General features: G+C 58.0%; 26 protein-coding genes. 8 read left to right on the top strand and 18 right to left on the bottom strand.

Annotated elements, in window-relative coordinates; translation table 11 throughout:
* Positions 1-36 precede the first annotated feature (36 nt).
* The 8 genes from ACQZ45_RS22050 to ACQZ45_RS22015 form a co-directional block, all read right to left on the bottom strand.
* The gene (locus ACQZ45_RS22050; protein ID WP_448742552.1) at positions 37-213 is read right to left on the bottom strand and encodes a hypothetical protein; all 177 of its coding nucleotides are present in this window, start codon (positions 211-213) and stop codon (positions 37-39) included.
* Between the two features lie 549 nt (positions 214-762).
* The gene (locus tag ACQZ45_RS22045) at positions 763-2,361 is read right to left on the bottom strand and encodes an MFS transporter (RefSeq protein WP_333711316.1); all 1,599 of its coding nucleotides are present in this window, start codon (positions 2,359-2,361) and stop codon (positions 763-765) included.
* Positions 2,358-2,801 (bottom strand): DoxX family protein, encoded by a 444-nt coding sequence (locus tag ACQZ45_RS22040; protein ID WP_448742551.1) that lies wholly within the window; start codon positions 2,799-2,801, stop codon positions 2,358-2,360. The genes ACQZ45_RS22045 and ACQZ45_RS22040 overlap by 4 nt, the downstream gene beginning before the upstream one ends.
* A gap of 173 nt (positions 2,802-2,974) precedes the next feature.
* Positions 2,975-4,957, bottom strand: a complete 1,983-nt coding sequence (locus tag ACQZ45_RS22035; RefSeq protein WP_013762172.1) for an amidohydrolase — start codon at positions 4,955-4,957, stop codon at positions 2,975-2,977.
* The gene (locus tag ACQZ45_RS22030) at positions 4,957-5,244 is read right to left on the bottom strand and encodes a XapX domain-containing protein (protein WP_003519470.1); all 288 of its coding nucleotides are present in this window, start codon (positions 5,242-5,244) and stop codon (positions 4,957-4,959) included. The genes ACQZ45_RS22035 and ACQZ45_RS22030 overlap by 1 nt, the downstream gene beginning before the upstream one ends.
* 62 nt (positions 5,245-5,306) lie before the next feature.
* Complete coding sequence (locus ACQZ45_RS22025) at positions 5,307-5,996, bottom strand: hydrolase (protein ID WP_013762171.1); 690 nt, start codon at positions 5,994-5,996, stop codon at positions 5,307-5,309.
* A 723-nt stretch (positions 5,997-6,719) separates the two neighbouring features.
* Positions 6,720-7,637 (bottom strand): LysR family transcriptional regulator, encoded by a 918-nt coding sequence (locus tag ACQZ45_RS22020; RefSeq protein WP_003519232.1) that lies wholly within the window; start codon positions 7,635-7,637, stop codon positions 6,720-6,722.
* A gap of 57 nt (positions 7,638-7,694) precedes the next feature.
* A complete protein-coding gene (locus ACQZ45_RS22015) occupies positions 7,695-8,627 on the bottom strand; it encodes a VOC family protein (protein WP_003519234.1) in 933 nt (310 codons plus the stop codon).
* Positions 8,628-8,747: 120 nt separating this feature from the next.
* Between ACQZ45_RS22015 and ACQZ45_RS22010 the strand changes: the two genes are divergently transcribed.
* A complete protein-coding gene (locus ACQZ45_RS22010; protein ID WP_003519235.1) occupies positions 8,748-9,647 on the top strand; it encodes a LysR family transcriptional regulator in 900 nt (299 codons plus the stop codon).
* Here the strand turns inward: ACQZ45_RS22010 and ACQZ45_RS22005 are convergent.
* The 3 genes from ACQZ45_RS22005 to ACQZ45_RS21995 all read right to left on the bottom strand — a co-directional run bounded on the left by ACQZ45_RS22005 (position 9,634) and on the right by ACQZ45_RS21995 (position 12,379).
* Positions 9,634-10,344 carry a gamma-glutamylcyclotransferase gene (locus ACQZ45_RS22005; RefSeq protein WP_025595163.1) on the bottom strand — a complete coding sequence of 237 codons (711 nt, stop codon included), beginning with the start codon at positions 10,342-10,344 and terminating at the stop codon, positions 9,634-9,636. The genes ACQZ45_RS22010 and ACQZ45_RS22005 overlap by 14 nt on opposite strands.
* 75 nt (positions 10,345-10,419) lie before the next feature.
* Complete coding sequence (locus ACQZ45_RS22000; protein ID WP_416333375.1) at positions 10,420-11,256, bottom strand: alpha/beta fold hydrolase; 837 nt, start codon at positions 11,254-11,256, stop codon at positions 10,420-10,422.
* Positions 11,257-11,587: 331 nt separating this feature from the next.
* Positions 11,588-12,379, bottom strand: a complete 792-nt coding sequence (locus ACQZ45_RS21995; protein ID WP_013762166.1) for an alpha/beta fold hydrolase — start codon at positions 12,377-12,379, stop codon at positions 11,588-11,590.
* A 144-nt stretch (positions 12,380-12,523) separates the two neighbouring features.
* Here ACQZ45_RS21995 and ACQZ45_RS21990 point away from each other — a divergent pair, with 144 nt between their 5' ends.
* Positions 12,524-12,991, top strand: coding sequence for a MarR family winged helix-turn-helix transcriptional regulator (locus tag ACQZ45_RS21990; RefSeq protein WP_333711319.1), 468 nt, complete (start codon positions 12,524-12,526; stop codon positions 12,989-12,991).
* A gap of 21 nt (positions 12,992-13,012) precedes the next feature.
* On the opposite strand, the gene ACQZ45_RS21985 is transcribed toward ACQZ45_RS21990, so the two are convergent.
* Together ACQZ45_RS21985 and ACQZ45_RS21980 are read right to left on the bottom strand one after the other, a co-directional pair.
* Positions 13,013-13,792: an SDR family oxidoreductase gene (locus ACQZ45_RS21985; protein WP_065658416.1), complete on the bottom strand. Its 780-nt coding sequence runs from the start codon at positions 13,790-13,792 to the stop codon at positions 13,013-13,015.
* On the bottom strand, positions 13,789-14,112 hold the full coding sequence (locus ACQZ45_RS21980; protein WP_333711320.1) for a nuclear transport factor 2 family protein: 324 nt from the start codon (positions 14,110-14,112) through the stop codon (positions 13,789-13,791). The genes ACQZ45_RS21985 and ACQZ45_RS21980 overlap by 4 nt, the downstream gene beginning before the upstream one ends.
* Before the next feature lie 95 nt (positions 14,113-14,207).
* On the opposite strand from ACQZ45_RS21980, the gene ACQZ45_RS21975 reads away from it, so the two are divergent.
* Positions 14,208-15,113: a LysR family transcriptional regulator gene (locus tag ACQZ45_RS21975; RefSeq protein ID WP_333711321.1), complete on the top strand. Its 906-nt coding sequence runs from the start codon at positions 14,208-14,210 to the stop codon at positions 15,111-15,113.
* Positions 15,114-15,184: 71 nt separating this feature from the next.
* On the opposite strand, the gene ACQZ45_RS21970 is transcribed toward ACQZ45_RS21975, so the two are convergent.
* From ACQZ45_RS21970 to ACQZ45_RS21960, 3 genes are read right to left on the bottom strand one after another with little or no spacing between them, the layout of a single operon-like run.
* Positions 15,185-16,156, bottom strand: a complete 972-nt coding sequence (locus ACQZ45_RS21970) for an alpha/beta fold hydrolase (RefSeq protein ID WP_448742550.1) — start codon at positions 16,154-16,156, stop codon at positions 15,185-15,187.
* Positions 16,157-16,180: 24 nt separating this feature from the next.
* Complete coding sequence (locus ACQZ45_RS21965; protein ID WP_003519251.1) at positions 16,181-16,699, bottom strand: Dps family protein; 519 nt, start codon at positions 16,697-16,699, stop codon at positions 16,181-16,183.
* A gap of 54 nt (positions 16,700-16,753) precedes the next feature.
* Positions 16,754-17,773 (bottom strand): cupin domain-containing protein, encoded by a 1,020-nt coding sequence (locus tag ACQZ45_RS21960; protein WP_333704566.1) that lies wholly within the window; start codon positions 17,771-17,773, stop codon positions 16,754-16,756.
* A gap of 362 nt (positions 17,774-18,135) precedes the next feature.
* On the opposite strand from ACQZ45_RS21960, the gene ACQZ45_RS21955 reads away from it, so the two are divergent.
* From ACQZ45_RS21955 to ACQZ45_RS21935, 5 genes are all read left to right on the top strand, one after another.
* Positions 18,136-19,713: an ATP-binding protein gene (locus ACQZ45_RS21955; RefSeq protein ID WP_112673767.1), complete on the top strand. Its 1,578-nt coding sequence runs from the start codon at positions 18,136-18,138 to the stop codon at positions 19,711-19,713.
* A complete protein-coding gene (locus ACQZ45_RS21950) occupies positions 19,706-20,347 on the top strand; it encodes a response regulator transcription factor (RefSeq protein ID WP_013762159.1) in 642 nt (213 codons plus the stop codon). Before ACQZ45_RS21955 ends, ACQZ45_RS21950 begins: the two co-directional genes overlap by 8 nt.
* 91 nt (positions 20,348-20,438) lie before the next feature.
* Positions 20,439-20,810: a response regulator transcription factor gene (locus tag ACQZ45_RS21945; protein WP_003519258.1), complete on the top strand. Its 372-nt coding sequence runs from the start codon at positions 20,439-20,441 to the stop codon at positions 20,808-20,810.
* 28 nt (positions 20,811-20,838) lie between these two features.
* Positions 20,839-21,144 carry a UBP-type zinc finger domain-containing protein gene (locus ACQZ45_RS21940; protein WP_003519260.1) on the top strand — a complete coding sequence of 102 codons (306 nt, stop codon included), beginning with the start codon at positions 20,839-20,841 and terminating at the stop codon, positions 21,142-21,144.
* A gap of 57 nt (positions 21,145-21,201) precedes the next feature.
* Positions 21,202-22,875: an FAD-dependent oxidoreductase gene (locus tag ACQZ45_RS21935; RefSeq protein ID WP_065658409.1), complete on the top strand. Its 1,674-nt coding sequence runs from the start codon at positions 21,202-21,204 to the stop codon at positions 22,873-22,875.
* 96 nt (positions 22,876-22,971) lie between these two features.
* Here ACQZ45_RS21935 and ACQZ45_RS21930 read toward each other — a convergent pair whose 3' ends face one another.
* Both ACQZ45_RS21930 and ACQZ45_RS21925 read right to left on the bottom strand, forming a co-directional pair.
* The gene (locus ACQZ45_RS21930; RefSeq protein WP_025595174.1) at positions 22,972-24,087 is read right to left on the bottom strand and encodes an FAD binding domain-containing protein; all 1,116 of its coding nucleotides are present in this window, start codon (positions 24,085-24,087) and stop codon (positions 22,972-22,974) included.
* A 10-nt stretch (positions 24,088-24,097) separates the two neighbouring features.
* A complete protein-coding gene (locus ACQZ45_RS21925) occupies positions 24,098-25,321 on the bottom strand; it encodes an MFS transporter (protein ID WP_025595175.1) in 1,224 nt (407 codons plus the stop codon).
* Between the last annotated feature and the right edge of the window lie 40 nt (positions 25,322-25,361).

The raw sequence follows: 25,361 nt of genomic DNA, 5'->3' as shown, positions 1-25,361 counted from the left end.
CTCTTTCGAGAGAGAGTAGACCACGCGATCATAAAACTAACGCATCTGGCAGAGTTGCGACAATTGCGACCCCGTCCAGCGCCTCGCGAGTTCGCTGGCATCCACCGTGCCGGGCAGGAGGCTTCCCAGCTCACCGCCGATCTGAATTTGAGCATCGGTGACTTTGCATGCTCTTTCGTTGACTGAAACGATCACCGCAATCTCCGACTGCATCGGTGGCATCTCGAAAAGCGCGTCGGGAGGGCTTCCGCAAGTAACTATGGCCGTAGCTCTGAGAGTGGAGTTTTGATCCACGCCACGGCAAAGTTCTGCGGATTGCACGCGGAAACTGCGAGTTTGGTTGGGTCCGGCTGGGAGCTGCTCACAAACCTGTGCTGAGGAAACTGCCCCTGCAATGAGCGGCCATTCAGGCCGCCCAACCAGAGAAAAGCAATTTGCGAAAACGGGGGCGGCTGAGGCGACGAGCGACGCCATACATACAAACAGCGCTGGGATAGGATGTTTCACGGTACCACGCTCCTCCACGTCTTTCAGACAGTTGTAAAGCTCGATTGCGGCTTTTTCGCTTCGAATGCAGCAAGAGCCGGTTAATCGATCCGTATATGCGCCGTTTGGTCGCGCCTTTCTGGCGGGGAGGATGGCCGACATCCATCTGGTACCTTCTCACGACAACGGATGAATGAGAAAAGTTTAGTCGGCTCCAAGTTTCCTGCGTCAAATGGCATAAAAAGGGCGGCCAGAGCCGCCCTTTTTATGGAATGTTTACGCCGCCCCTGGCCGATTGATCGTCAGGAAGTGACGAACGACGGGTTTGTCCGGACCAACATGGTAGGTCAGAACCTTTCCCTGCACGTCTGCATCGGCGTTGGAAACCCGCTTGTGCTGGCGGAGGTGCTCAGCCCAGGATTCCACCATGAACCACTCGACGATCTTTTCCGGATCGGCGGAGTCTTCCGTCACACCCCACCCATAGGCACCATCGCGGCGGCGTTCTTGAGACAGGTGGTCGAGAGCACGCAGGAAGGCTGAACGATGCTGTTTCTCGACCTTGTACTCGATGAGGATCAGGACAGGACCACGGTCATGAGCAACAGGCTCGGCGACCAGCGGTTCCGGCCAGTGGTTGGACGGCACCATGTCGGCGTCACCAGCCGGGAGCTTTACGCGGTGCATGATGAACCCCGCAACGAGCAAGCCAGCTGCACCGATAAGCAATGTGGTCTGAATTCCAACGGCTTCGCCCACAGCACCCCAGCCGAGGCTGCCCGCCGTCATGGCTCCGTTGAATACGGTCAGATAGACAGCAAGGCCACGCCCACGCACCCAGTTGGGCAGAACAGCCTGGGCTGCGCCGTTCAGGGTCGTAAGGGCGGTGATCCAAGCACCACCGAGGAACAGAAGAGCGATAATGGCGACGAGCTTCGGCGGGGCGAGCGAAAGGACACCCATGACAACTGCGGTTATCACCGCTGCGCCAAGAAGCAGACCATCCGAGCTCAGGCGTTCGCGTAGCCTCGGCATGACCAATGCTCCACCGATCGCACCGGCGCCGACCGCACCAAGCAGAATACCGTAGAAGCTGGCATCACCACCCAGCAGTTGACGGGCAACCAGCGGAAGAAGTGCCCAGACGGCACTGGCGAATGCGAAGAAGATGGCGGCACGAAGAAGGACGACATGCAGGGGGCGGCTTGAGCGAGTGTAACGTAGGCCAGCCCTGAACGCGCCGAAGAAGTTCTCTTGTAGAGCGTCGTTGGCGTTTTTGGCACGTGGCCACCACACCAGAGCCGCGATAACGAAGATGTAGCTTGCAACGTCTGCGCCATAGGTGATCCCCGCCCCGAACGCTGCCAGAAGCAAACCGCCAGCAGCTGGGCCGATGGAACGAGCGATATTGATGCCGAGGGAGTTGAGAGCGACAGCGCTCTTCACGTCCTCGCGTTTCACCAGTTCAGGAACAATCGCCTGCCAGGTCGGGCCCATCAATGCGGCACCAATGCCGCCGAGGAAGGTCAGGCCGATCAGTGCGCTCACGGAAAGCATGCCTGTCTGCGAGAGGACCATCAGTGAGATACTTACGGAGGCCAGCAGGAGCTGGACCGCAATAAGGAACTTGCGGCGATCCAGAATGTCGGTGAGAACGCCTGCCGGAATGGCAAGCAGGAAGATCGGCAATGTTCCGGCCGCCTGAACCATGGCGACTGCAGCAGGCGATGCCGAGAGGTCCGTCATCAGCCATGAGCTTGCGACATCGCGCATGAAGCTTCCGGTATTGCCGAGAACCGTTGCAATCCACAGGACCGCGAAGACGGGCTGTGCGAGAGGAGCAAAGGTGCCCCCGGATGTTTTCGTGGCGCTCATTTACCCGCTCCCTTTGCAAGGTCGGCCGCTGCAACGAAGATGAATGCACCGGCCAGACCGATGTGTTCGAAGAAGGCGTTCGTTGCCATCATGCGGTCCATGCCGGGCGCCATTTCCCAGAAGCGAAGAGCAATGAACGTTGCGAGAAGCGTAAAGCCTGCAAGTGCGAGTGCGCCTGCCCAGCGCAGGAAGCCCGAGACCACCATCGCGGAGGCCGTAAGCTCGAACACGATGACGACGACGGCAAAGAGAGCGGCAGGGTGCAGACCGAATTGATTCATCTCAGCAAGCGCGCCATTGAAATCGAAAATCTTGGTGAGTGGACCCTGGATGTAGGCAGCGCAGAGAGCAAGCAGCGATACAGTTCTCGTAATGGGAGAGCCGACGACGCGTGCAAGTCCGCTCAAGGCCGAATTCGATATAGGGGATTGGTAGGTCATATCCTGCTCCTTTTTGGTCGCTGACGGGATCGAGCGGCCGCGTTTGATGGAGCGATATTGGCCGGTGATCGCACTGCCAACAATTGCAGCAATAGTTTCGATTTAATTGCCAATATTGCAATTATGGGGTCGGATCGCTTGGGCGAACAAAAGTCGCCCAAGCGAGGACACGATCAGACTGCCCAGCAAGAGCAGCCAAGAGCGCCGAAGAAACCCTTGAGGTCGGCGATCGGCAGTTTCGAGGTCCAGGCTCCTGCATGGTCGTGACCATGCACGCCGCAATCGCTGGCGCAGCCACAGGTCGAGATAGCCGTGCGCCTTAGAGACCGCGCGCCAGCTCCTTCCGGCTCACCCCATGCAGCATATCCGCCGAACTTGCGGACTGGAGACCAGTCGGGCATTGCAGGTGGCACGTCGTTCTCGTCGAGCGTTTTGAAGTCACCTGCTCCATAGACGATTTTGCCGCCAACCATGGTCAGCTCCGATACCAGAAACGAGATCTCGTCTTCGGCGCAGGAGAAGAAGTCCTTGTCGGGAACGACAAGGTCGGCGAACTGGCCTTTCTCGATACGGCCTTTCTTGCCTTCTTCATTCGAAAACCATGTGACTTTTTCAGTCCACATCCGCAGAGCCGTCTCGCGATCAAGGCAGTTGGCACGCGGATAGAGTTGCATGCCACCAACCGTCTTGCCGGTCACCATCCAGGACAGCGAGACCCAGGGGTTGTAGGAGGCGACGCGGGTCGCATCCGTGCCGGCGGAAACGTTGACGCCCTTGTCGAGCATCTTTCGGATCGGTGGGGTCGCTTCGGCAACGCCTTGGCCATATCGCTCGACAAAATATTCGCCCTGATAGGCCATGCGATGCTGGGTTGCGATGCCGCCACCAAGGGCCGCAATGCGGTCGATGGACCGGTCCGAGATGGTTTCGGCATGGTCGAAGAACCAGTTCAGACCTTCAAGCGGAATGTCCTTGTTGACCTTCTCGAAGACGTCAAGCGAACGGGAAATTGTCTCGTCATACGTGGCGTGCATGCGCCATGGCCAACGGTTCTCGGCCAGAACGCGCACCACTTCTTCGAGTTCGCCTTCCATTTCCGGCGCCATTTCCGGACGTGGCTGGCGAAAGTCCTCGAAGTCCGCCGCGGAGAAGACCAGCATTTCGCCGGCACCGTTGTGACGGAAATAGTCGTTGCCCTGCTTGTATTTGACTGAAGACGTCCAGTTGAGAAAGTCTTGCTTTTCTTCCTTGGGCTTCTGGGTGAAGAGATTGTAGGCCAGACGCACCGTCATCTGGTTCTCGTCAGAAAGTTTTTGAATGACCTCGTAGTCATCGGGGTAGTTCTGGAAGCCACCGCCTGCATCAATCACACCCGTTACGCCAAGACGATTGAGCTCACGCATGAAATGGCGGGTGGAGTTGACCTGATAGTCGAGAGGCAGTTTGGGTCCCTTGGCAAGGGTGGAATAGAGAATGCCGGCATTAGGCTTGGCCAGCAACAGGCCAGTCGGATTGCCGTTGGCATCACGGGTGATTTCGCCACCGGGTGGATTGGGCGTATCGCGGGTGTAACCGACGGCGCGCAGTGCAGCGCCGTTCAAGAGCGCGCGGTCATAGAGGTGCAGCAGAAATACTGGGGTATCTGGCGCGACTGCGTTGATCTCCTCGATCGTCGGCAGACGCTTCTCCGCAAACTGGTGTTCGGTGAACCCGCCGACAACACGCACCCATTGCGGGGCTGGCGTTATCGCCACCTGGCGCTTGAGCATGTCCATTGCATCTGCCAGCGAGCGCACGCCGTCCCAGCGCAATTCCATATTGTAGTTTAGCCCGCCACGCACAACGTGGGTGTGGTTATCGATGAGGCCGGGCAGGACGCGCTTGCCCTTGAGATCGACGATCCTGGTGTTGGAACCAGCAAGGGACATGACCTCGCTGTCTGAACCGACTTCAAGAAACAGTCCATCCTTGATGGCGACCGCGGTCGCGTTTGGATTGGTGCGGTCAAGGGTCGTGAAGCGACCGTTATGGAGGATCAGGTCTGGGTGCATGGTATCTATTCCGGTCTGGTTGGGATCGGCGGCATTGGCCTTTGAGAAGAGGTTCGAAAACGCCAGGCTCGAGGCCGCTCCAAGGAAGGTTCGGCGCGTCGTCATCAGCTCCGCTCCTCCAAATTGGTTTGCGAACGATGGGCAATCTCCGGAGAATTTCCGCCCTTCGGCATGTGACCGAACATGTGCGGCTTCACCTGCTGGAGCCAGGAAACCGCTGCCGGCTCCTTGCTCCAGAGCGATTTGGCGAGCGGGATGATCTGCTCACCGACGAGAATGCCGAGCAGGCCGACAAGCGCGATAACCGGCGGAGCAGGCGAACGCACGTTGAGCAGGCTGTAGACGATGCCGACCAGCAGACCCGCGCCAAGAGACAGAAGATAGATTTTCATGAGAGTCATCCTCGTTAAAACGGACAACCGCTCCGATGCGTCACCGGAGCGGTTGATCTGGCTTACTTCGCGGGGTTCGGGCCGATGCGCTTGCCATGGCTGACACGCTCGGCACCGCCGTGGACGTGGGTGACTGCGTAATCGATGCCCATGCCGTAAGCGCCGGAATGCTCCTTCACCAGTGTGGTAACCGCATCGTAGGTTTCCTTGCGAGCCCAGTCGCGCTGCCATTCGAGCAAGACCTGCTGCCAGGTGACGGGTATGACGCCAGCCTGCACCATGCGGTCCATTGCATATTTGTGCGCATCGGAAGAGGTGCCGCCGGAAGCATCGGCGACCATGTAGATTTCGTACTCCGGAACGTCATGCAAAGCAGAGAGTGCAAAGGTCGTGTTGCAGACTTCGGTCCACAGACCGGAGACGACAATCTTCTTGCGGCCGTTGGCAGCATTCTTTGCCAGCGCATCGCGTACGTTCTGATCATCCCAGGAGTTCATCGAGGTGCGTTCAAGGATGTCATTCTGCGGATAGACGGCCAAAAGTTCGGGGAAGGTGTTGCCCGAGAAGCTCTCGGTCTCAACCGTGGTAATCGTGGTTGGCACGTTGAAAATCTTGGCAGCCTTGGCCAAGCCAACGACGTTGTTCTTCAGGGTCTGGCGGTCGATCGATTGAACGCCGAATGCCATCTGCGGCTGCTGATCGATGAAAATGAGCTGGCTGTTGGCGGGGGTAAGAACTTCAAGCTTGGACATGTCAATTCCTCTTCGGTTGTTTTGGACCGCGAATGCGGCCGGTTATGAAATGAGCAGGACCTTTCGGTCGGATGCCGTGCCCAGGGACACAGCTTCCAAGACCGTCGGGAGGTTGAAACCGATGCTTTCTTTCGCTTGCTGCCTCGGCTGCTGAAAGAAAAGGTAGCGCGACTTGCGACCCCGTAGAATTGCAATATTAATTGCGAATGAATTGCTCTTATCGCAACAATAACCTCTCGATCCGGCTGAGCTGCGGACTTCGCACGGGGCTGCGATACGCGGCCACTCTTTACGAAAACTTCTGAAGGAAATTTGATGCGCAGAGTCGGCCTTGAAGACCTCTGCAGCGTCCTTGGTTTCGCTGCTCGGTGGGAAGCGATTTGGCTGAATTGGCTCTGCGCGGCACTGCCAGTGAACAACGGTTGCGCGGTGTGTGAGCCGCGTAATCCTTGGCAGTCTGCCGTTGAGTATTGACGCGACAAGATGGCGGGTCACCGTTGGCATTGACGCCCCATATCGCGATCACGTCGCCTTATACTTGATCTGAACAACCGTTATTCCAAATTGCAGGTGGGTTCGTGCGACCAAGGAGCCAAGCCTGTCACAGCATACTCCCATTCGGGATAGAGCCACGGGCTCACATCAGCCGTGGGATATCGTCAAAGGAGAACGTGGAGAAGCCCGCCGTTGTGGAGTAACTATCCATGGATATGGATAAAGCTATCAGGACGTGGCGATGCCCTCATCGTAGGCAGAAAACACGCCCGCAACCCAGTCTGCAAATACCCGATACTTCACGCTCGGAAACCGGCCCGCTGGCCTAACTATGTGAACAGGATAACGTGGTGGCGCCCAATCTTGCAGGATGGGGACCAGTGCGCCGCGAGCGATATGGGCGCGTGCCAAGAATTCAAATGTCTGTCCAATACCCAGCCCCGCCAATATTCCATGCAAATGCGCAGTCGCATCACTGGTGGAGAGCTTGATCGGGCTGTAGATTTCTATTTTCTCGTCACCATTCATCAATCGCACTGGTGCGGCCTTCAGGCTGCGCGCGAAAAAGTACTGAACGAAAACATGATCACGCTGCAGATCCGATGGCGAAGCTGGCACGCCGTATTTTTCGAGGTACGCCGGGGTGGCGCAGGTGACTATCTCGACGCTGCATAGTTTCTTCGCAACAAGAGATGCGCTGGGCAGATCTCCGGCACGAATGACGCAATCTATTCCCTCTTCAACGATGTCGGCCTGACGTTCTGTCACACCAAGGTGCAACTCGATCTCTGGATAGAGCGCGTAAAACTCTGGCAACCGAGGGATCAGAATCGTATTGGCGAAGGTCCCTCCTACGTCAACACGAAGTTTTCCCCTGGTGGCAAGGCGCCCGCGGGTCGCCTCGTTGTTCATTTCATCGAAATCGGCGATCAGCCGGAGGGCGCGCTCGTAATAAGCAACGCCCTCGGGTGTCACCGTGAGTGAACGTGTCGTTCGTTCCAACAATTTGAGGCTCAAGCTGGCCTCAAGATCCTGAACAAGCTTGCTCACGGTGGACCGTGGCGCACCCATCGTGCTGGCAGCCTTTGCAAAGGATCCGGCCTCGACGACGCGAACAAAGGCTCTGATTGCTCCCAATTGATCCATTGGCATTTCTCCATAGAAGCCCGATCAGTTGCCACAGACACCAGTGAGCGGGGGTTGTTAGGCAGTCAGCGGCTCGAGATTTGCCTGGATCTGGTCACGGAACGCTTCATACCGGCTCGGCAACTTAAGCGCCTCGCCCAGATGTGCCGTGTCCTCGTCCCGGTCAAACCCCGGCTCGTTCGTGGCAATCTCGAACAACACGCCGCCTGGTGTGCGGAAGTAGATTGCCCAGAAATAATCGCGGTCAATGACGGGCGTAACCTGATAACCGGTGTCCATCAGTGCCTTGCGAACTTCGAGTTGCTTTTCGCGGTTTTCGACGGCAAAGGCGATATGGTGAACCGAACCGGCGCCCTGACGGGCAAACGACGTTTTCGGCAGTGCTGCGACATCAATCGTATCGGCGCCGTTTCCATTGGGAATGATAAAGCGGGTCACGTCACCTTCCTTCTCGGCGCGTTGATACCCCATGAAACCCAGAAGCTCTTCTGTCGCGGCAGTATCGTGCAGGCTGAACCGGGCGCCGGCAAAACCGCGGATAGCTGCATCGCCCGGAATGCCGTCCGCCAGCCACGGCGCGCGGTTGTCATCGGCAGATTCAATCAGCGCCAGACTGTCACCGTCCGGACCCATGAATTGAAGTCTGTTGGCGCCAAAGACGGTGTCAGTTTTCAAGCCATCGACACCGTGCGCGGTAAACCGATCCTGCCAGAATTTCAATGCGCCCTTTGGCACGGAGAACTGGGTTTCCCCGACCTCACCAACACCGGGACGACCCAGCATCATGTTCGGGAACGGGAAGTAGGTCATGACGGTGCCTGCGGAGCCGTTCTCGTCACCATAATAAAGGTGGTAGACGTTCGGGTCGTCGAAGTTAACGGTCTGCTTGACGCGACGCAGGCCCAGTGTGTCGGTGAAGAAGCGATTGTTCTGACGCGCATCCGAAGCCATTGAGGTTACGTGATGCAGTCCCTTGATATCCTTGATCATGTCCTTGCCTTTCAATGTCGCCGTTAGTGTTTGGCTGTTGACGAATATCTAGACCGATTGATCACGCCAGAGAATTGCAATATTAATTTCGACTGCGTTGCTCTTTTTGAAACAATCCCAATGAACGATTACAAAGCTCTGCGAACCTTCCTCCTTGCGGCCGAAAAGCGAAATTTCGCCCAGGTTGCCCGCGAACTCGACATGACGCCGGCTGCAGTCACAAGGGCTATTGCGGCACTTGAAGCCGAACTCGGCGTTCAGCTGTTTGTCCGTACGACCCGGCAAGTGTCGCTGACAACAGACGGTGCGATCTTCGCCGCCCAGATTCAGCCGGCGGTGAAGACGCTTGAAGAAGCGCGCCGCGACGTGATGAACGCTCACAAAGCCGACGAAGGGCGTCTCAGGATCAGTGCGCCGACGTGGTTTGGCAAGGCGGTGCTCCCACCGATCCTCTCCGGCTTCAAAGAGCGGTACCCGAAGATGGGCTTCGAGATATCACTGTCCGACGGACTGGTGAATATCGTTGATGATGACTACGATCTGGCGATCCGCATCTCGTCTCAGCCATCGGACAAGTTCACGATATGGAGGAAAATCCGCGTCGTGCCGCGCATTCTGGTTGCGGCACCGGGAAGCCGGTTTGTCGAGATGCAGCATCCGAACGAGCTGACGCCAGACGATTGCCTCGCCTATAGCGGCGAAAGCCGGCGAGAGAACTGGGTGCTCTCGGACGGCGGCTCGAGCATGACGATATCGGCAGGGCGCGCCTTCAGCGCCAATAATGGTGAGGTTCTGGCCGACATGGCCGCAGATGGAGCAGGCGTTGCCATGCTGCCGAACTTTCATGTCTCGGAACACCTCAAGAGTGGGCGCCTCGTGCACGTCTTCAAGGGCTGGGCCCCACCCGATCTGTGGTTGACCCTCTACTACCCGCCCTATCAGGCTCTGCCTCCCCGCATTGCATCCTTCTCCAAATTCTTCGAGGAGCAGGTTGCGGCGCAGATGGTCATGCTTGATTGATATCCCGGACTGTCCCGCCACAGCGTCCTTGCTGTGCGGAGATCTCGGCCGCGACCCGCGCCTGTAACTGCCAGAGGTTTCGATCGCGAATGCCCTCTGCCTGAAGATCGACGATCGTGTTGTGCAGATACTGGGCGCAGGAACCGCCCTCTCCGCAGGCGCTGGCGATCAGTTTTGCCGTCGTTTCCACCGGTAGCGGCGCCGTCAGACCCGCGCGCTTTGTGCTCGCCCAGAATGTCAGAGCCTTCTGGATGCCGTCAGGCGTTTTGACCTTTACCCAGCGCACCATGTCGATGACTTCCCGATACCTGATTTCGCGGGCGACGAGAGCTCGAAGGTCGTCACGCCGCCGCTCGGACGAGAGTTGCAGGATGACGCCGTCGCACTGTCCACCACGCTCAAGTGCCATCATCAGACCTGGCTGCGCGCTCGTTGCCCGCCAGCGCTCGATTTTCAGGGAAAACGAACGATGCCAGCCATGGGCGGTGGCACGTCGCCTGCCGGCTGGCTTGAACTCAGGATTCCAGATGAGGGAACCGTATGCAAACACCCAGATTGGATCGCTATCGGCTTCACGCTCGATAGCGGCAACCAGAGCGTCAAGTTCTGTTTCAGATAACGGCGTCCAGCCCGGCTCTGGGCCGTCGTCACGGACGTCTCTGATGGTCAGGGCTACAAGCTCGGGCGTCAACTGCATCGTCGTCTCGATCGGTAGTACGGCAAGGATTGCATCAGTGGCCGTGGCAGGTTCCGCCACGGCCACCTCTTATCGTCAGGATCGAATGAATGCCAGAAGATCGGCGTTCAGCACATCGGCATTCACGGTCAGCATGCCATGCGAGAAGCCGGGATAGGTCTTCAGCGAACCATTCTTCAGCAGCTTGGCGGACTTCAGTGCAGAATCCGCGATTGGAACGATCTGATCGTCTTCGCCGTGGAGAACGAGCGTCGGCACCGTGATTGCCTTCAGATCTTCCGTCTGGTCGGTTTCGGAGAAGGCCTTGATGCCATCATAGTGCGCCTTTGCACCGCCCATCATGCCCTGGCGCCACCAATTCTGGATTACGCCTTCCTGAACCTTGGCGCCATCGCGGTTAAAACCGTAGAACGGGCCGGCCGGGACATCGCGGAAGAATTGCGCCCGATTGGCCGCCAGCGCCGAACGGAAGCCGTCGAACACTTCGATCGGCAGGCCTTCGGGATTGGCTGCGGTCTTCAGCATCAGCGGTGGGACTGCCGATACCAGAACGGCCTTGGCGACACGACCGGCCGGCTGACCAAACTTCGCCACATAGCGCGCCACTTCGCCACCGCCGGTGGAATGACCGATATGCACGGCATTTTTCAGATCCAGCGCTTCGACGACAGCGAAAGCGTCGGCGGCATAGTGGTCCATATCATGCCCTTCGGAAACCTGGGCAGAGCGTCCGTGGCCACGGCGATCATGGGCAACGACCCGGTAACCGTTGGCGAGGAAGAACAGCATCTGGGCATCCCAGTCGTCAGACGATAACGGCCAGCCGTGATGGAAGACGACGGGCTGAGCATCCTTGGAGCCCCAATCCTTAAAGAATATTTCGACGCCGTCCTTGGTGGTGATAGTACCCATGGTCTTGTTTCCTTCGATTGATGTGTTGGTGGGGGCAGCGTTTGCTGCGAAGGTGAATACGGGTGAAATGGCCATCGCCGCTGCGGCTGCACCAACTGAAAGCAGTGCGCCACGGCGCGTTATGGAAAAGTCGTTCTGGGTCATCTCACGTCCTGCAAATGTATGGTTTCGTGTTTCAGGCGACGCCGTTGCTCGTCTGATGCGTGGATATTGCTACCAAGTCGCGGGCACAACAATTGAACTAATAATTCATAGTTTGTTGTGAAATTCGAAATAATACGTCCCGGTCGTTATCGGGACAGTGCGGATTGTCCCGATAACGCGGAACCTATCATTTCTGCTTTGCCGAGACGGCCTTGGCGGCAGCATCGATGGTATCAGCGACGACCGTCGGCTGCGTCATGAACAGGGCGTGGCTTGCTGAGACCTTGGTGATCTTGGCTTTGATGCGTTCGGCCATATGGATCAGCATTGCCTGGTCGAATGCCTTGTCCTCGGTAGCGATCACAGCCCAGCTGGGCTTGGTACGCCAGGCAGCATGTTCGAGCTTCGTGCCGAACGCCGACATGTTGATCGGGACCTGAGCGTCCCTCATGAACGCAACATCGGCATCGCTAACGTCATGAGCAAAACCGGCCTTGAACTTTGCCGGGCTGACATATCCAAAACCATCCTTCGTGGTTTCGATGACGAATTCCGATGCGGGAGCAAACCCCTGATATTGCTGGGCTGTCGTTTCGCCGGCATCTGGCGAGAGCGCAGAGACATAGACGAGGCCAGCAACCTTTTCATCAACGCCCGCTTCTGTAATGACGGTGCCGCCCCAGGAATGTCCGACCAGAATGACCGGACCGTCCTGCCGCTCGAGAGCACGCTTTGTGGCGGCAACGTCGTCCGCCAGAGAGGTCAGGGGATTCTGGACGATGGTCACGCGGTAACCACGCTTTGTGAGATTGTCGTAGACACCCTTCCAGCCAGAGCCGTCAGCAAAAGCGCCATGGACGAGCACGACGTTTTTTACGGACTGGTTCTGGGAAATGGTGTCGGCAGCGTTTGCCGGCAGTGCGGCAGACAATGCGGCGGCGGCAATTGCAGAAAGGGCGGTTGCGGACTTGCGTGTCATGGCTTCTTCCTTCTTTATTTTGCGATAACTGTTATCGCGATACACATAAGCTGACAGATGCCGATGCTTCCGTCAAGATAATTCTTATCGCGATATTTATTTTTGCCGTATGATTGGCTATATGTATGTGTGAAGGAGCCTAGAATGACCATACGTCACAACAATCCACTGCCCTTGCACGACCAGCTGTGCTACGCAATTTATACTGCCGGCATTGCCATCCAGCGCGCTTACAAGCCCCTTCTGGATGAGCTGGGGCTGACGTACCCGCAATATCTCGTGCTAAACGTGCTTTGGAGCGGAGATGAGCAAACCGTTGGCGCCATTGCAAAAGCCCTCGCATTGGAATCGAGCACACTGACGCCGATCTTGAAGCGCCTTGAGACAGCCGGCTTGTTGCGCAGGACCAGAAACCTCAGCAATGAGCGGCAGGTGGTGATCGCGTTGACCGAGGAAGGCCGCGCATTGCAGCACAGGGCGGGTTGCCTCAGCGACACCTTGCTTGCAGCTTCAATGCAAACTCCAAAGGAGCTGGCCGATCTGAACCACGACGTCCGCCATCTCCGCGACGCGATCTATTCACAGATCGGCGGGTGGGACGCGCCCGCCTGATCTGCAGGCGCATCTCGGAACCTACGCTGTCGGCACCGTCCCCCCATCAATTGTGTATTCGGTACCAGTAATCGAAGCCGCACGGTCGGAAGCGAGGAAGGCGATCAGGTTTGCGACCTCTTCCGGTTTTGCCGGGCGGCCGAGCGGAATGCCGCCCAGTCCATCCATGATGATCTTCTTGCCACCCTCAAGGTCAGTTCCGGCCTGCTTCGCCAGGCGCTCTGCAAGGTGGACGGAGGCTTCCGTTTCGATCCAGCCCGGCGAAACCCGAACGACGCGCACGCCTTTGGGCGACACTTCCTTCGACATCGCCTTACTATAGGTCGAAAGTGCCGCTTTTGCTGCGGCATAGGCTGTTGTCGATTCCGGAAGTGGCAGGACTCTCTGGATGGATGTCACATGCACGACGACGCCGCTTTCCCGGGCGACCATATCCGGGACCAGTTGCCGATCCAGTCGGACAGCCGGATAAAGGTTCAGCGACATTTCCTTGTGCCAGTCATCCTCCGACAGGGCAGAAAAGCCGCCCCCCGATGCTGAGGAGCCACCCAGCATATGGACGATGACATCGACGCCGCCAAGGCGCCGCCGCGTGGCCTCTGCGACGATTTCACATCCCTCTTCGGTGCTCAGGTCCGCATCGACGAACAATTCTTCCGGCATGTTTTCCGGACGGGCGCGCGCTGTCGTCAGCACCTTTGCGCCGAGTTCGCGAAACAGGCTGACGGTCGCAGCGCCAGCACCCTTGGTTCCAGCCGTAATGAGTGCGCGTTTGCCTTTCAGATTGAGAAAGTCGATCATGACCGGATCTCCAGCCTGACGATCCTGTCGTCCTTGATCGTGAAGGCATGGATTAGCATCACCGGACTACCGGGAAACTTGCCACTCACCCTCGCCCGCACGAGTACCTTGTCACCGTCAACCGTGGTTTCCACAGGTTCGGCAACGTATTGAGCCGACCTCTTGGCGGCCATCCACCATTGACGGATGGCGGCAGTGCCCTGATAGCGGGCATTCTCGTCCTCGACCACCGCATCGACATCAAGCGTTTGCAACAGCCCGTCGGCATCGTTGCGGGTGTCGGCGTCAAAATACATATTCACAACTTGGGGCATATCCATCTTATTTCTCCTTGTGAGGTGCCCCTAAGTTAGTGCTCTACCATTGCATGGATAAGTGGGATAAATAAGCACGTGATGTTGAACAGATCGGGATAATGGAACAGTTGGACCTTAGGGAACTCGAAGCAGTCATCGCGATCGCCAGGCGCGGGACGTTTCGCGCAGCGGCTATCGATCTCGGTATGTCCACAACTGCGCTCAGCCACACCATCGGCAGGCTTGAGGCGGGGCTCGGCGTACGATTGTTCAATCGCACCACGCGCAGCGTCTCGCTGACAGATGCCGGCAGGCTCTTTGTACAGCAGGTTGCGCCTTCGCTTCAGGACCTTCATGCCGCTCTGGAAACGGTGCGCTCTCAACGCGAGACACCGTCTGGAACGATACGCATCAATGCGGCACCGTTTGCAGCACGCGCCATCATCTCACCGCTCGTGCTTGAGTTCCTGCGTCGCTATCCCGAGATGAATGTTGATCTGGTCACGGAAGGAAAAATGGTTGATATCGTCAATGACGGTTTTGATCTGGGCGTCAGGGTGGCAGGTCTCGTTCCCAGCGACATGATTGCCGTTTCGCTCGGCCGGCCCCAGCGACACGCTGTTGTTGGTTCTCCGGACTATTTCGCGCAACATCCCAAACCCGTGGTTCCTCCGGATCTTCTCAATCACAGATGCATTCGCGTTCGCTTGCCGGACGGCTCACTGTTTCGATGGCGGTTTGAAAAAGACGACGAGCCGGTGCAAATCGATGTGCGAGGCCCGATCACACTTGATGAAGCGGGCCTTGTGAGGACTTCGGTGCTGGAAGGTACCGGCCTGGGCTATACCATGGAAGAGGAAGTGCTCCCCGACATCAAAGCGGGGCGCCTCGTCCGGGTGCTGGAGGACTGGACACCACCTTATCCGGGGCTCTGCCTGTATTATCCCGGACGCCGAAATCTGTCGGCTGGAGTGAAAGCGTTTCTTGATCTGGCCCGCGAGCTTTCGCGACGAGCGGCTGACTAACCCGCTGACCCCGCATTTGTAGTGGCGGCCCTTTGGGGAGCCGCCACACACGTCTTGGGATAGGGAAACAATCAAGCCTTGATGAAGGCCAACAGGTCTGGATTGATCACGTCGGCATGCGTGGTCAGCATCCCGTGCGGGAAGCCCTTGTATATCTTCATCGTGCTGTTCTTGATCAGCTTGGCCTGAAGCTCTACGGCGGCCTTGTAGGGAACGACCTGGTCGTCATCACCCTGGGTCACCAGCGTGGGAACGGTAATCGCCTTCAAGTCTTCGGTCTGATCTGTCTCCGAAAACGCCTTGATACCTTCATAGTGCGCCACGGCGCTGCCCATCATCCCCTGGCGCCACCAATTGTCGATCACACCCTGCGAAACTTTCGCATCCGGCCGGTTGAAACCATAAAATGGGCCCGACGCAACATCGAGGAAGAACTGCGCGCGATTGGCTGCCAGGGCGCTACGGAACCCATCGAAGACTTCCATCGGTGTGCCATCAGGATTGGCTGCGGTTTTCAGCATCAGCGGCGGAACGGCGCTGACGAGGATAGCCTTTGCCACGCGGCCCTGTGGCTGACCATGCCGTGCGATGTACCGAGCGACTTCGCCGCCGCCTGTGGAGTGGCCGATATGAACGGCATTGCGCAGGTCAAGATATTCGGCGACGGCGGAGGCATCGGCAGCGTAATGATCCATGTCGTGACCATTGCTCACCTGGCTGGAGCGTCCATGGCCGCGGCGGTCGTGGGCCACAACACGATATCCCTTGCTGAGGAAGAACAGCATCTGGGCATCCCAGTCGTCTGACGACAGCGGCCAGCCATGGTGGAAGACGATCGGCTGTGCATCCTTCGGACCCCAGTCCTTGAAGAAGATCTCTACGCCGTCTTTGGTGGTGACGAAATTCGTGGTCATCGATGCAATTCCTTCTGGGTTACGGGAAATTTTCTTTTCGGAAGCCATCGCCGGCATGGCCAAGGCCAGAGAAACCGTGGTGCCGGCCAACAGGACCTGCCGACGGGACAGTGAAAGTTCGTTGATCATGGGCCTCTCCGAAATTTCGCGCGCTCATTCGGCGCCGCGGGTGCTTTCGAACAGGAACCAGGCACGGCGCTCTGCCTCATCCACCCAGTTTTCGATCAGGCTGGCGGTTGCGATGTCGCCATGGTCTTCACAAAGATTGTGTGTCGCCTTCATCAGCGAGACGAGTGTGAGGTTATCGTCGCGAAGCTCGGCCAGCATATCCGCCGGGGTCACGAAATCGGCGTCGTTGTCGAGAAGCCGCTGCAACCTGGAAATATGGCTGATCGAACGAAGCGTGGTGCCGCCGATCTTGCGGGCTCGCTCGGCAATGTCATCCGTCATGGCGAAGATCTGCTCGCCCTGCTCGTCCAGCATCAGGTGGTAATCACGGAAATGCGGACCGCTCATATGCCAGTGAAAATTCTTCGTCTTGAGATAAAGCGCGAAGACATCGGCCAGCAGCGCCGTCAACGCGCCGGAAATATCGGCGGTTGCGTTCGTGCCAAGGGCAGTCGGTGTTGCAAGAGGCGACTTGCGATGTTTTTCAGCGAGGGTGCGGTTCATGGTAATCTCCATTGGGTTTGGGTTTGGGTTTCAGGGTTTCAGGGATTCAGGGATTCAGAGCCGTGCAACGATCAGCGGATCGTCGATATCGACAGGAAGAGGCAGGAGGGCTTGCTCGGAAAGGCCCAACTGGCTAGCGATCACATTGCGTGAATAACCGGCCGCCGCTGCTCGGTAACCGATATCTTGTGGCGCGCTGCGACTGAAGAAAATCAGGATATGCAGTGTGCCACTGCCGGTGTTTTCGATGTGATGCGGGTAAGCTGGCGGCACGAAATAGGCGTCACCCGGATGGATCGAATAAGTGTCAGCGCTTCCATCGGGATCAAGGACTGTCATCTGACCGGTCCCTTCGAGCACATAGCCCATTTCGGCGGTCTCGGGGTGCCAGTGCGGTTCGCGCAGGCCAATCTCGCTGATGCGGACAGAAAACATCGAAAGACCATTTAGAACAGACCAAGCCGGAGCCTGCGCGGTCCTTGCAGAGCCCGCCGGCGACGATACGTGCGGCGCTGACTCCTCGACACGGAATTTGAGCCTGTTTGGATGAAGCGCCTGCTTTTCAACGGCTGGCTGGGCCTGCAGGTCGAATATCTCTGTGTTTGCGTTCAGCCTGCCAAAACTCGGCGGCTTTTGCGGTTGCCACTCGAATGTGCTCAGCAGCACGGCGTCGGACATCACGTCGAAGGCGCCAGACAGGCTGAAATCTTCCGGATCCTCGTTCGAAAAGGCAAGGATGAACTCCGCCTCCGTCTCACCGGTATTTTCAATTGCGTGAACCGTGCCTGACGGAACGAAGAACATTTCGCCAATGCCGATAAGAAAGACGTCGCGGCTGCCATGATTGCCGACGACAGTCACCAGTACCTGGCCGCGGACACAGTAGCCCAGTTCATTGGCATTCGCATGCCAGTGAGGCTCCCTGATCGCGTGTGCCGTGAGCACCAGCCTGCGTATTGAAAGGCCTTTGAGGATTGGCAGTTGATTGCGACCAAGGCGCATGATCGATCCCGCCGGGCTTTCGAAGGCTGCAGGCCGGTCCTTGAGAGAAAGAACATGTTTTGAAATCTGCATCTTCAGCTCCTGCCCACATCGTTTGTTTGACGAGATGGTTGTAGGCGAGGATCTGGTTGCGCGGTATCCAATGCTTGGTTAGTCGGACTGACACCTAAGTATAGTGGCTCGCCTGCCGAACCGAGGCTACAAATTCAGGCCCTCCACTGAAGAGATGCTGGATGCCAATGCACCCTGAATGTTCAAGCGCGCCCTTTCACATGGATGTCGCGATCCATCTGAGGCCATCCCAGTCCTGGAATGGCCTTTCTTTTTTGCGCGGTTATGAGATTGAGTTTGCATAGGAATATTGGAATTGCCAATTGCGTTTCGGCAGCAGGGATGGCTTGATAATGCGGTCGATCTCAACGTGGGAAATCTCCTTGCATTCGCTGGTCTTGGTAAACCCGGAAAGACGGCTGCCGGCGCGCTTTGAACTTGGCGTGCTCGTCTGCGCATTTTTGCTCGCAGCGCTGATCTTCTATCTCGATACCTATACCGACATTCACAGCGCGCTTGCCACGCTCTATGTCATCACCTTGCTTCTGTCGGCAGAAACCCTGACAGAAAAAGGAACGATGCTGGTGACCGGTATCTGTATCAGTCTGGCGGCAGTCTCGTATCTTGCAGCTCATGGGCTGCAAACCGACCTCGCCGCAACCCTACGCCTGGCGGTCGCGGTTGCTGCAATGTTGATCACCTGCGCCTTGATCATCCGCAATCAGCGCGCGCGCCTCAATCTTGTGAAATTCAATGCCGCCCTGCAGAGCAGCGAAGAGCGCTACCGTACGATTTTCGAGCAAAGCCGTGTTGCACTTTGGGAGCGCGACTATTCGCAGGTCCGAGCCATGCTGATGGCGTTGAAAGCAAATGGTGTCAAAGACCTTGGTGCTCACGCTCGGGAGAACCCGGATTTTCTGGAGCGATGCATTGTCAGCGTCCCTACCGTTGCCGCCAACGCGGCGGCACTTGAATTGCTGGGCCATGTGGGCAACAGCAATCCCGGCTCCATGCGCCGCTATATTGCCCAGGACGACGCCACCTTTCTCGATCTCATCGCGGCAATTTTCAACAACGAGACGCATTTCGAAGGCAAGGGCAGCATCCTCACCAGCGATGGCACCAGCAAATTTGTGCTGCTGACCGTTGGCTTTCCTGAAGATCCTGCCAATTTCAACCGTGTCATTGTCGGTATGTTCGACATTACGGAGCGGGAACTCGCCCAGAAAGCACTGTTCGAGGCCCAGGCGGAATTGGCATTGGCGTCGCGCGCGGCAACCGTCGGCGCGTTATCTGCCTCGCTCGCGCACGAACTCAATCAGCCGCTCGGCGCCTTGGTGGTCAACGCCCAGACCCTGCAGCGCTGGCTGGATCGCGACCCGCCGGATCTGGCAGCCGTTTCCCGCTCAGCTGAGCGCATCGCTCGTGACAGCCAGCGTGCCAGTGACATCATTCAGAGCGCACGATCAATGCTTGGTAACCGCCCGCCCGATATCGAGCCGGTTTCGCTGGCCGATCTCGTCACGGAGACACGCGCGCTGATGGAGAGCGAGCTTGTCAGAAACGGGGTCATTGTTGAAATAGCTGAAGCAAGCGATGCGCCCACCGTCAACGCCGTGCGGATAGAGCTGCAGCAAGTCTTGATCAACCTGATCACCAATTCGCTTCACGCCATGGCCGAAACCCCGGAAGCGATGCGGCGGATATCGGTAACGATCGAGCCTGGGGATGGTCAAAGCGTGATCATCAAGGTTCTCGACACAGGTCCCGGGCTCAGTCCGGACGTTCTCAAAAACCTGTTCAAACCATTCTGCACGACCAAACCGACCGGGCTTGGCATGGGCCTTGCCATCTGCCGCAGCATGCTCGAAGCCCGCGGCGGCACGCTGTCTGCCGGCAATCACACCGATGGTGGCGCATTGTTCGAAATGATCGTCCCGATGGAGGCAACCCATGAATGATGCGAGAAAGTCCGCCAAACCGCCGAACGGCGATACGCCGGTTGTCTACGTCGTCGACGACGATACTGCGATACGCGAGGCTTTGGTCGATCTGTTCCTGTCAATTCGAACAGAAGCAAAATCCTTTGAAAGCGCCCAGGACCTGCTCGAAAATGCCGATCTGGACCGACCTGGCTGCATTCTTCTCGACGTTCGCCTGCCCGGTGCGAACGGCCTTGATTTTCAGCTCCACCTGGAAAAACTCGGCAACCGAATGCCGATCATCTTCATGACCGGTCACGGTGATATACCAATGACAGTCCGTGCCATGAAAGCAGGTGCCATCGACTTCCTGACCAAACCTTTTCGGGACCAGGACATCCTCGACGCCGTCTCGGTCGCTTTTCAGAAAGATCGGGAAATGCGCCAGCAATCTGCTGCAAATGGCGCCGTCGTGGAACTGGCCAAGACATTGACCCGCCGCGAGCATGAGGTCATGACGGCTGTCGTGCAAGGCCTGATGAACAAGCAGATTGCGTTCAACCTCGGGATCAGCGAGATCACGGTCAAGCTGCATCGCGGCAATGTCATGCGCAAAATGGAGGCGCGCTCCGTAGCCGAACTGGTGCGCAAGGCGGAACTGCTGGGCCTTTGAGGCCAAAACCTAGACCCTTGTATGGTGCAATGTTGTGTCTCGATGGCGCATATAGAAGCCAGTTGATTTTAAGAGGCAAGGCCCAATCAAATTGTCCAAAACACCTGTCATAGCCATCGTTGACGACGATCGGTCGATCCGCGAAGCCCTTGACGATCTCGTTTTGTCCTGCGGTTACGAGAGCCGGCTGTTTTCGTCTGCGGAAGACTTTCTGGCCCGCGGTGATCGCGTCGCGATCGACTGCATGCTGGTCGACGTTAAAATGCCAGGCTTGAGCGGCATCCAGATGCAGGACGTGTTAAACTCGCGTGGTGATCAAAAGCCGCCGATGATCTTCATGACATCCTATTGCGACGAGCGAACGAGAGCAGCGGCAATGGATGGCGGTGCATTCGCATTCCTTGGGAAGCCAGTCGATTTCAACCAGCTTATACTGTGTCTTGAAGAAGCACTGAAGCACTGAAATTTCCAACACGTTCAGGAGTGGAACCATGTCTGATCAATGCTCGCACCTGCCGACGATCCGATCGGTCAAGCCCATGACGCTTGGCTGCGAGGAATGTCTCGAAACTGGCCAGATATGGCTTCATTTGAGGCTCTGCCGCGAATGTGGTCATGTCGGCTGCTGCGATCAGTCCCCCGGCCGCCACGCGACCGCGCATTTCCACACCACCCGCCACCCCATCATCGAGGGCTATGACCCGCCGGAAGGCTGGGGCTGGTGTTATGTGGACGAAACCATGGTGGACCTGCCTGATCAGACACCGCAACGCGGGCCGATACCGCGATATTACTGAACTTCGCCGAAAAATCGGCGGTGACCTGCGGACGACATTTCCAGCTGGAGGTAACAGATGGCAGATCTCAGCGCGCGCCTGGACCAGATGTTTCCGGTGCTCAACCCCCATCAGGTCGAGACGGCGAAGCGTTTTGCCAGCGGCGAGCCAAAAGATTTCGCACGTGGTGACTTCGTCTACAAGGTAGGAGACCACGCAGCGCCCGCCTGGCTGGTGCTGAAGGGATCGATGGACGTGTTTCGCCACGAAGGTCTTTCCGGCGAGGCACCGATCACGACGCATGGAGCAGGCCAGTTGTCTGGCGAAGTCAACCAGCTGTCGGGTCGACCGACACTTGCCGGGGCCCGCGCCGGGTCCGAGGGCTGCACGGCCATTCCCTTTGATGCCGCCCATTTGCGGGCCTTGGTGATCGGATCGGCCGATGTCGGCGAAATCATCATGCGCGCCTTCATCCTGCGCCGCGTCGGTCTGATCGATGCAGGCGCAGGTTCTGTTCTGATTGGAACCGCTGGCAATGCCGCGCTCTCGCGCCTGCAAGGATTCCTAGCCCGCAATGCCTTTCCCCACATCGTGCTTGATGCTGCCATGGAGGGTGAAGGTAAGGCGCTGATCGAACGTCTGGGTATTCTCGCCTCCGACCTTCCGCTAATGGTCTGCCCCAACGGCACCGTGCTCAAGAAACCGACCGATGCGGAGGCCGCAGCATGTCTCGGCATGACGCCGGACCTCAAGCCCGGAAAGCTCTATGACGTCGCTGTTGTCGGCGCTGGACCGGCGGGCCTTGCCACCGCCGTCTATGCCGCTTCGGAAGGGCTCGACGTCCTTGTCATCGATGAACACTCGATTGGGGGGCAGGCCGGCGCTTCGTCTCGGATCGAAAACTATCTCGGCTTCCCGACGGGCATATCCGGACAGGCGCTGGCGGGACGTGCCTACAATCAGGCTCTCAAGTTCGGGGCAGAAATGGTTCTTCCCGTCGCTGTCAAAAATCTGATCCCTCCGAAAGATGACGCCGGTGTGCTGGCGCTCGAACTCGACGGTGGAAAATCGGTGACGGCCCGCAGTGTCGTCATCGCATCCGGCGCTCGCTACAGGCGACCGGACATCACCAACATCGACGGTTTCGAGGGCAACGGCGTTTCCTATTGGGCCTCGCCGATCGAGGCAAAACTTTGCGCCGGCGAAGAGATCGTCCTGGTTGGCGGCGGCAATTCGGCAGGCCAGGCCATCGTCTTTCTGGCGCCTCAGGTCAAGACACTTCATCTGGTCGTGCGGCGCGCACTCGAAGATACGATGTCGCAATATCTGATCGACCGTATCAAGGCCCTGCCGAACGTCCAACTGCACATGCATTGCGAAGTGGACGCGATCAATGGCGATAACGCCACTGGCATTTCCTCCGCAAGACTGCGCAACCGCCTGGATGGAAGCGTGAACACCTTGCCGCTTCATCATCTCTTCCTTTTTATCGGCGCGGATCCGAACGCTGGCTGGATCAGCAGCCGGGTGCAAACCGATGACAAGGGCTTCATCGTCACTGGGCAATCCTTCGATGAGCATTGTCGTTTTTCCCGCAAGCCATTGCCTCTCGAAACCAGCCTGCCGAATGTCTTTGCCATCGGGGATGTCCGTGCCGGATCGACCAAGCGGGTCGCGGCAGCAGTTGGGGAAGGTGCCGCCGTCGTCTCGCAAATCCACGCCGCACTAAGCCTGATAAAGCCCCCAAACTGAAGCATCCGACCTTTCTCAAAATCAAAAACCCGCTGGCAGAAGCCAGCGGGTTAAAAATATCGTTCTTGAGTACCGTGACAGACAGCCGGTCGATACTCAGATAGCCGACGCACCGAGTTGCCGGCCATAAGCAACGATTTCCCGGCCAACCGCGATGCGATCATCCTCGAACCGCTGCAGGGCACTGGGAAGGTCAACCTCGGACTCCAGGCTGTTGCTCAACGCCATGACATCGCCCGCTGCCTTCGACACGCCCATCGCGGTGTGCGGACGCGCGACAAAGGCGGCGTCGCCGATGAGGACGACCGAACGGCCCGTCATGCGGGGCGACTCGTAGTCGAAAATGCCCTGGATAGAGGGGCTTGGCTCCGCCTCGACCGCCTGGGCGAATTGCGGCGGAAGCATCTGCAGCGCATCGACGCGCAACGCCTCCAGACGGTCGCTCGACAAGCCACCACGCGGCAGCGAAAATGCATGCGTTCGCCCATCCAGATCGGTGAACGTGTGGGCAAGTTCGCTTGCTGGCACTTTGCGATACCAGACCCAGTTATATCGGCGATTGCCGATGTCCATTTCGCTCTTTGAGCCCGGGACAAGATAACCGAGCGCATGTACGCCCGGCCTGACATGAAAGGCAAACCGGTCGAGAAGCAGATTTGCTGCCGTTGGAAGCCTCGTTTCCGGTATCAATCCACGCCATGCGACATAGCCGGAATAGCGGTTTTGAGTGTCTCCGGGATTGACCGCTGCGCGCACCACCGAACCAAGGCCATCGGCACCGATAACCAGATCGGCATTCACCCGCGTGCCGTCACCAAAAATCAGCTCCGCGCCACTCTCGCCATCCAGCACTTTGACGACATCCCGACCCAGCACATAGCTTCCTGAAGCGATGCGGGAAGCGACAGTTTCGAACAGGTAATCCCAGGAAATCTGGGTCTGGGGCGCCTTAACGGTCTGTGCGATACGGCCGTCCTGATCGAGATAGATGCGTTCCTTAGCCACCACGCCGATACGGGCGACATGCTCGCAGCCAATCAGCCGGAGAATGTGCAGCAGGTCCCTCTGACCGACGAGGCCCGCTCCCCGACCTGCAAGACCGCTCTTCGATCGCTCGTAGATGCGAACATCGTGGCCAGCCTGCTGTAACATGATGCCAGCGAAGAGGCCGGCAAGCGAACCGCCGACGATTCCTATACGTAGCTTTTCCATCGTTCCGCCCTCAGTTTCCGACAACCGTCGGCGAATGCCGGCGATGATGAAATATTTTAACTGCGAAGGCTGCGAGGCCAAACGCCGCGCCGAGAAGGCTGACGACGAGCCAGCCGCCCTGCCCCCAGGCCAGTGTCGCCATTGCCGAACCTGTGGCACCCCCCAGAAACATGCCAGTCATGAAGACCGTGTTGAGACGGCTACGCGCATCGGCATCCAGGGCATAAATGATGTGCTGGTTAGAAATCAGCGCGCTCTGTATGCCGAAATCAAGTACGATGACGCCTACAACCAAGGAAGCGATCGATGCCCAGAGGCCGAAGATAAGCCAGGCGGCGATCGTCAATCCGGCGCCCATCCAGACCACGAAATGCGGTCCCCGTCTGTCGGCAACAACTCCTGCCAGAGGCGCTGCAAATATGCCGACCGCACCGACGATCCCAAACAGACCCGCGACATCCGCACCGAGCTGAAATTCTGGCCCCGCCAGATAGAGAGCGAGGATGGTCCAGAAGGCCGTGAACGACGCGAACAGAAACGCCTGGATGATAGTCGCTGCCCTCAAGGCCGGGTGGCGTTTCCATAGCTGGCCGAGCGACCGGAGCGCCTGATGATATCGCAAAGTCGAGGTTGGCCGATGATGCGGCAGGACCGCAAACATGAGGCCCGCGGCGAGCAGGGCGAGCGGTACGCCGATCCAGAACATTTCCCGCCAGCCAGCGTGTTCGCCCACAAAGCCCGACAGGGTGCGGCTGAACAATATGCCCGACAATACGCCTGCCATGACGGTGCCGATTGTGGCGCCGCGCTTTTCCGGCGCGGCCAGCGATGCCGCAAAGGGCACGATCTGCTGGGCGACTGTCGAGCATGCTCCAACCATGACCGATGCTGCAACCAGCATCCAGGCCGTCGGCGCCAGTGCAGCCAGCGCGAGCGCGGCGGCAAGCACCACGAATTGCCCGATGATCATCCGGCGGCGATTAACGAGGTCGCCGAGCGGCAGTAAAAGGAACAACCCCAGTGCGTAACCGAGTTGCGTTGCGGTGGGCACCATGCCGGTAACTGGCTGCCGACTGAAGTCCGCCTCGATAAGCCCGAGCATCGGCTGATTGTAGTAGATGTTTGCGACTGCAATACCGCCCGCGACGGCCATGGCCAGAAGCGCCACTTGTCCGATCGCATCATTGTGGGTGGCGCTTGCCGCCCCGGCTTGCATGTGTCCTGTCTTTTCCATGATACTGTTCCACCGCCAATCTTGATCTGGGCAAAATATG

It is taken from the genome of Agrobacterium sp. 16-2014-1-2a (assembly GCF_053522705.1).
The sequence above is the reverse complement of the archived record's forward strand: the minus strand, read 5'-3'. Positions and strand labels throughout refer to the sequence as shown.

Coding starts and splice junctions, on each gene's coding strand:
- ACQZ45_RS22050 (WP_448742552.1), bottom strand. CDS start 213: ATGCAGTCGGAGATTGCGGTGATCGTTTCAGTCAACGAAAGAGCATGC.
- ACQZ45_RS21975 (WP_333711321.1), top strand. CDS start 14,208: ATGGAACAGTTGGACCTTAGGGAACTCGAAGCAGTCATCGCGATCGCC.
- ACQZ45_RS22020 (WP_003519232.1), bottom strand. CDS start 7,637: ATGGATCAATTGGGAGCAATCAGAGCCTTTGTTCGCGTCGTCGAGGCC.
- ACQZ45_RS22025 (WP_013762171.1), bottom strand. CDS start 5,996: ATGTCCAAGCTTGAAGTTCTTACCCCCGCCAACAGCCAGCTCATTTTC.
- ACQZ45_RS21935 (WP_065658409.1), top strand. CDS start 21,202: ATGGCAGATCTCAGCGCGCGCCTGGACCAGATGTTTCCGGTGCTCAAC.
- ACQZ45_RS21980 (WP_333711320.1), bottom strand. CDS start 14,112: ATGGATATGCCCCAAGTTGTGAATATGTATTTTGACGCCGACACCCGC.
- ACQZ45_RS21925 (WP_025595175.1), bottom strand. CDS start 25,321: ATGGAAAAGACAGGACACATGCAAGCCGGGGCGGCAAGCGCCACCCAC.
- ACQZ45_RS21965 (WP_003519251.1), bottom strand. CDS start 16,699: ATGAACCGCACCCTCGCTGAAAAACATCGCAAGTCGCCTCTTGCAACA.
- ACQZ45_RS21995 (WP_013762166.1), bottom strand. CDS start 12,379: ATGACACGCAAGTCCGCAACCGCCCTTTCTGCAATTGCCGCCGCCGCA.
- ACQZ45_RS21985 (WP_065658416.1), bottom strand. CDS start 13,792: ATGATCGACTTTCTCAATCTGAAAGGCAAACGCGCACTCATTACGGCT.
- ACQZ45_RS21960 (WP_333704566.1), bottom strand. CDS start 17,773: ATGCAGATTTCAAAACATGTTCTTTCTCTCAAGGACCGGCCTGCAGCC.
- ACQZ45_RS22030 (WP_003519470.1), bottom strand. CDS start 5,244: ATGAAAATCTATCTTCTGTCTCTTGGCGCGGGTCTGCTGGTCGGCATC.
- ACQZ45_RS21940 (WP_003519260.1), top strand. CDS start 20,839: ATGTCTGATCAATGCTCGCACCTGCCGACGATCCGATCGGTCAAGCCC.
- ACQZ45_RS21990 (WP_333711319.1), top strand. CDS start 12,524: ATGACCATACGTCACAACAATCCACTGCCCTTGCACGACCAGCTGTGC.
- ACQZ45_RS22015 (WP_003519234.1), bottom strand. CDS start 8,627: ATGATCAAGGATATCAAGGGACTGCATCACGTAACCTCAATGGCTTCG.
- ACQZ45_RS22010 (WP_003519235.1), top strand. CDS start 8,748: ATGAACGATTACAAAGCTCTGCGAACCTTCCTCCTTGCGGCCGAAAAG.
- ACQZ45_RS21950 (WP_013762159.1), top strand. CDS start 19,706: ATGAATGATGCGAGAAAGTCCGCCAAACCGCCGAACGGCGATACGCCG.
- ACQZ45_RS21970 (WP_448742550.1), bottom strand. CDS start 16,156: ATGATCAACGAACTTTCACTGTCCCGTCGGCAGGTCCTGTTGGCCGGC.
- ACQZ45_RS22040 (WP_448742551.1), bottom strand. CDS start 2,801: ATGACCTACCAATCCCCTATATCGAATTCGGCCTTGAGCGGACTTGCA.
- ACQZ45_RS22045 (WP_333711316.1), bottom strand. CDS start 2,361: ATGAGCGCCACGAAAACATCCGGGGGCACCTTTGCTCCTCTCGCACAG.
- ACQZ45_RS21930 (WP_025595174.1), bottom strand. CDS start 24,087: ATGGAAAAGCTACGTATAGGAATCGTCGGCGGTTCGCTTGCCGGCCTC.
- ACQZ45_RS22005 (WP_025595163.1), bottom strand. CDS start 10,344: ATGCAGTTGACGCCCGAGCTTGTAGCCCTGACCATCAGAGACGTCCGT.
- ACQZ45_RS22000 (WP_416333375.1), bottom strand. CDS start 11,256: ATGGGTACTATCACCACCAAGGACGGCGTCGAAATATTCTTTAAGGAT.
- ACQZ45_RS22035 (WP_013762172.1), bottom strand. CDS start 4,957: ATGACGACGCGCCGAACCTTCCTTGGAGCGGCCTCGAGCCTGGCGTTT.